The organism is Planktothrix sp. (assembly GCF_046067725.1).
GTDB lineage: Bacteria > Cyanobacteriota > Cyanobacteriia > Cyanobacteriales > Microcoleaceae > Planktothrix.
Genome location: NZ_JBJUDF010000291.1, coordinates 1 through 3,342, shown reverse-complemented (window position 1 = coordinate 3,342; position 3,342 = coordinate 1). Strand labels below are relative to the sequence as shown.

Genomic DNA, 3,342 nt, shown 5'->3' with positions numbered 1-3,342 from the left:
GGCATTTATTAAGTCTGGAGGATGGGATTCTAGTTTAGATGCGAACTGTGATGATATTGATTCTTGGATGAGAATTTCTCAATTTGGAGATGCAGTTTTTATTAATAAATGTTTAGCTTATCGAACCATTTGGCCAGGAGCTTATAATCAACAATTTTCATTAAAAAAACGACTAGATACTAATATTTTAATCAAGGAGAAACTGTATCGACTAATTCAAGAAAAAAATTACACCTATCTTCCTCTTCTTGAGGATATTCGTAATTATCTAAAGTTACATTGGAGTATGGTTGCTCTCAAAAAAGCTAAATTTTTTCAGGCTTTGTCTTTCTCCTCAACTGCTTTTTATTCTCCTAAAGCTTGGAAATTATTACTGTCTTCTATTTTAAATCGAAAACGGCAATGGTTGAAAATCAAAGAATTTTTGAGCAAAAATAAAAAATCAAATAGAAGTATCAAAAAAATTGTTTTAATTCAATAAATTTTATGAAATATATTTTAAACGTTGCCCAAACTTTACTACTCACTTACTATGCTTACATGGTCGAATATCGCGCCGAATTATTTTTATGGGCATTGTCAGGTTCCTTACCATTTATTTTAATGGGGATTTGGATTAAAGCTTCCCAAACTGGAAATATTGAACTGAGTGCGATTGAATTTGCTCATTATTTTTTATCCGCATTTATTGTCCGACAATTTAATGTTGTTTGGGTAATTTATGAATTTGAAAAAGAAGTAATTCAAGGAAAACTTTCCCCCAAATTATTACAACCGATTGATCCCGTTTGGCATCATTTCATTAGTCATATTTCTGAACGATTTGCCCGTTTGCCTTTTATTCTAGGACTCATCTTGTTATTTTTTGCCCTTTATCCTCAATCTTTTTGGATACCAAGTTTAGGACAATTTTTGCTGTTTTTATTCGTTGTGATTTTAGCGTTTATACTGCGGTTTATTATTCAATATACCTTTGCCTTATTTTCTTTTTGGATAGAACGAGCGAGCGCTATTGAACAAATTTGGTATTTACCTTATATATTTTTATCAGGAATAATTGCACCGTTAGATGTTTTTCCCCCCTTGATTCGTGAATTCGCCCTATGGACACCCTTTCCGTACCTCGTTTATTTTCCGGCTTCTATTTTGGTTGGGTTTCCCGTTGATATCTTCCGCAGTTTATTCATGATGTTTTTATGGGGAACATTATTTTTTATCCTGAACCGTTGGTTATGGAAACAGGGGTTAAAACAATATTCAGGAATGGGGGCTTAACTCAATCGGTAAATTCCCACTTATACTAAGATCATTAAGGCATTTTCAATCCATAGGAACTGATTAACATGAGACTCCTTCATACAATGTTACGGGTAGGAAACCTAGACCGCTCCTTAAAGTTTTACTGTGATATTTTAGGGATGAAATTGTTACGACAGAAAGATTATCCAGGGGGTGAATTTACCTTAGCTTTTGTGGGTTATGGAGATGAATCTGAGCAGAGTGTGATTGAGTTAACTTATAACTGGGGTGTAGAACAATATGAAATCGGCACGGGTTATGGCCATATCGCCCTGGGTGTGGATGATATTTATGGCACTTGTGAACAAATTAGAGCCGCAGGAGGTAAAATTACCCGTGAACCTGGCCCAATGAAGCACGGAACCACTGTGATTGCATTTGTGGAAGATCCTGATGGTTATAAAATTGAGTTAATTCAGTTAGGAACTCAGGGATCTCACTCGCAGAAAGAAACGACTGTTGCAACAACCCATTCTTAAGCACTCTCTTTTTAAGCACCTAACTTCCTGGCTTCTTTTTCTGCCAGGAAAGGAGAATTTATAGGATATTACAGCTTACTTTCAATTCGGCAGCTAACCGTTGTCATTCTGAGCTTGGCGAAGAATCTACGAGATCTTTCCCATCTATAGCAATCCGATTTGATTTGTGGTAGGGGCAATTCATGAATTGCCTCTACGGTAAGGGTTTTAGTCATAGAGATGATGACAACCGATTTAGACTTGCTATTGTTAAAGCTTTAATAGCAATATTTTCCATCTTTCGGTTTAGGATTGTTTTCAGCTTTTCTTAATGTTCCTAATAAAGTCGATACAAACACACAACGTTTAGCGGGGCTCCCATTCCGCAGAGATAACGTTACCCGTCCTAACTGACCATTGGCGCGACCTTTATGGTCAAATTGCATTCTCCAAATTTTAGTGGTTTGATTTTGATAAAGGGTTGTTTCTGTTGAGTCAATTTGAACGTTTTGATCTAAAGTAATCCATTGGGGTTCTGTGGGGGTTCCGTCTCGACGATGAATAGCCCATTGAACGGTATTATTCTGATCTCGAAAGCTGATTTGCCAGATTTCTTTGCTACGTTTGGCTTCTTCACGGGTGGTTTGCATCGCCCAGTAAATTCGATCAATGGAAGTGGTGAGACGATGATGGTTGATAAAGCTTAACCAACTGGGAACCGCAATAGCACTGAAAATGCCTATCATGAAGACGATAATGAGGTTTTCGAGTAGGTTAAATCCACTATTAGAGGTGGGTAATGAACGATGGGCTATAGCAAGCTTAGTACAATCACCATTCTTCTTTTCTGGAATAGTCATGGAAAAAGCACCCGATTTCATCTGAGGTCGTTCTAGGTTTGATAAACCTTAACTACCAGTTTCGGGGAATCCAGAGGTTTTGAACAGGTGAAAATTACGGATTTTTTCAGGAATAATTGTTCAGTTGATAAGTTAGTCAATTGGGGATATTACGGAGTTAAGAGATGCGATCGCTGATCAAAAAACTTTAAGAGGGAACTGGACAACCTTTTTTAGTGGAACTATTATAGTTTCCTTCCTCTACCCTAATTGTCCCTAAAAGACTGTCTACAATAACGCAGCGTTTACTTTTTCCATCAGGAAGGGAGACTGTGACTGTGTAGGGTAATACTTGGACAGGATTGTCTGTTTTGATGTTTCCTTGATAATCAAAAATAATCTCTGTGTCCTTGGTAACGGTTGTATCTCCTGCACCTGTAGAAAGTTTGATGGTTCCTGATTTAATCTCACCTGAAGCATTTAGCGTTTGTACGTTACCCTCATAAGTAACAGTCGGTGGATCAACTGCACTATCAAATGTGATAGTAACATCATCTTTTTTACGTTTGGCTTCAGCTTGAGCCGTTTTAATTGCTTGAAATACCTGATCATTAACCGTTTTGAGTCGTTGTCCTGTGACAAAAGCATTCCAACTGGGGGCGGCGATCGCTGTTAAAATCCCAATAATGAGAACCACAACTAACATTTCCATCAAGGTAAATCCCGTCTCAGTGTTATCAGTCTGA

The 3,342-nt window shown here is 37.4% G+C and carries 4 protein-coding genes and 1 pseudogene; 3 read left to right on the top strand and 2 right to left on the bottom strand.

Features of this window, described 5'->3' with window-relative positions; genetic code table 11:
- The 3 genes and pseudogenes from ACKPEB_RS18025 to gloA form a co-directional block, all read left to right on the top strand.
- Nucleotides 1-481: pseudogene (locus tag ACKPEB_RS18025) on the top strand (glycosyltransferase family 2 protein); the annotation flags it as partial.
- Nucleotides 482-486: 5 nt separating this feature from the next.
- Nucleotides 487-1,275, top strand: a complete 789-nt coding sequence (locus ACKPEB_RS18020) for an ABC transporter permease (RefSeq protein WP_408966346.1) — start codon at nucleotides 487-489, stop codon at nucleotides 1,273-1,275.
- Nucleotides 1,276-1,343: 68 nt separating this feature from the next.
- A complete protein-coding gene (gene gloA / locus ACKPEB_RS18015; RefSeq protein ID WP_408966345.1) occupies nucleotides 1,344-1,778 on the top strand; it encodes a lactoylglutathione lyase in 435 nt (144 codons plus the stop codon).
- Nucleotides 1,779-2,035: 257 nt separating this feature from the next.
- Here the strand turns inward: gloA and ACKPEB_RS18010 are convergent, their stop codons facing one another.
- Nucleotides 2,036-2,617: a Tfp pilus assembly protein FimT/FimU gene (locus tag ACKPEB_RS18010; protein WP_408966344.1), complete on the bottom strand. Its 582-nt coding sequence runs from the start codon at nucleotides 2,615-2,617 to the stop codon at nucleotides 2,036-2,038.
- A gap of 187 nt (nucleotides 2,618-2,804) precedes the next feature.
- On the bottom strand, nucleotides 2,805-3,342 hold a 538-nt coding region (locus tag ACKPEB_RS18005; RefSeq protein WP_408966343.1), incomplete at its 5' end, for a Tfp pilus assembly protein FimT/FimU.

Bases quoted from the DNA above. Each gene is read 5' to 3' on its own strand.
- gloA (WP_408966345.1), top strand. From the start codon at position 1,344: ATGAGACTCCTTCATACAATGTTACGGGTAGGAAACCTAGACCGCTCC.
- ACKPEB_RS18010 (WP_408966344.1), bottom strand. From the start codon at position 2,617: ATGACTATTCCAGAAAAGAAGAATGGTGATTGTACTAAGCTTGCTATA.
- ACKPEB_RS18020 (WP_408966346.1), top strand. From the start codon at position 487: ATGAAATATATTTTAAACGTTGCCCAAACTTTACTACTCACTTACTAT.